Here is a 1,473-nt window from a genome sequence, read left to right as displayed (position 1 = left end):
TATCTTCCAAAGGAACAAAAGAAATAGAATATTCCAGGCAATCGAGCAGATGAGTAAACTCTTTTTGCGTTAAAGCAAGAGGATTTTGAAGGGTTTCTCGAAAATTTCCCGACCAAAGACTTTTAAAATAGGGCGATTCTTCCCTTAACAAAGCTAGTTGAGAATAGGGGATGTTTAGTGAAGTTCCATCCTGAAATCTCAGTTTAAATTCCTGGGATGAAGAGAAAAGATCCGAAGATTGTGGAGTTGTAAATGATTTTATTTTCTTTGAGGAAGTGTCCTTTAAAGCATTTAATTCTTCTGGGTTAGTTAAAGGATTTAATAAAGGCTTGTTTTCATCCTCAAGATTATCCATAGTTTCCTGAGTGCGCGTTCTTCTAAGTTCCTGAGGTGAAGAGAAAAAGCCTGAAGGTTGTGTGGAGGACTCAATTTCCTTTGGAGAAGTGCCTTTTAAAGCATTTAATTCTTCTGGGTTAGTTAAAGGATTTAATAAAGGCTTGTTTTCATCCTCAAGATTATCCATAGTTTCCTGAGTGCGCGTTCTTCTAAGTTCCTGAGGTGAAGAGAAACAAACTGAAGGTTGTGTGGAGGACTCAACTTTCTTTGGAGAAGTGCCTTTTAAAGCATTTAATTCTTCTGGGTCAGCTAAAGGATTTAATAAAAGCTTGTTTTCATCCTCAAGTTTATCCATAGTTTCCTGAGTGCGCGTCCTTCTAAGTTCTTGGGGTGAAGAGAAACAAACTGAAGGTTGTGTGGATGACTCAATTTTCTTTGGGGAAGTGTCCTCTAAAGCATTTAATTCTTCTAGGTTAGCTAAAGGATTTAATAAAAGCTTGTTTTCATCCTCAAGATTATCCATAGTTTCCTGAGTGCGCGTTCGTCTAAGTTCCTGAGGTGAAGAGAAAAAGCCTGAAGGTTGTGTGGATGACTCAACTTTCTTTGGGGAAGTGTCTTCTAAAGCATTTAATTCTTCTGGGTCAGTTAAGGGACTTAATAAAGGCCTGTTTTCATCCTCAAGATTACCCATAGTTTCCTGAGTGCGCGTCCTTATAAGTTCTTGGGGTGAAGAGAAACAAACTGAAGGTTGTGTGGATGACTCAATTTTCTTTGGGGAAGTGTCCTCTAAAGCATTTAATTCTTCTAGGTTAGCTAAAGGATTTAATAAAAGCTTGTTTTCATCCTCAAGTTTATCCATAGTTTCCTGAGTGCGCGTCCTTGTTGAAAAAGGAGGGGCATCACATAGAGTTTGACCCGAACTTGTTAACGATATATCAGATGATGCGAGGCGGCTTGCAATAAATTCGGGAATCGTAATTTCTTTTTGCCCCCAAAAAATTTCTCTCCATTGAGACTGAAGCTGCTCTTTTCTGAGATAATTAAAGAATAAGTTGAGGAAGCTCTGAAAAATTGTTTTACACAGCAAACCAATTCGTTCAGAAAATTTTAAATAATTGTTTGATCGAAAATAAGAAT

1 pseudogene is annotated in these 1,473 nt (G+C 37.6%); it reads right to left on the bottom strand.

The window, feature by feature from the left end:
- A pseudogene (locus tag BU804_RS14760) lies at positions 1-1,473 on the bottom strand (hypothetical protein); the annotation flags it as partial.

The sequence above is a fragment of the Candidatus Protochlamydia sp. W-9 genome (assembly GCF_001950615.1).
In the GTDB taxonomy this organism is placed as follows: domain Bacteria; phylum Chlamydiota; class Chlamydiia; order Chlamydiales; family Parachlamydiaceae; genus Protochlamydia; species Protochlamydia amoebophila.
The sequence above is the reverse complement of the archived record's forward strand: the minus strand, read 5'-3'. Positions and strand labels throughout refer to the sequence as shown.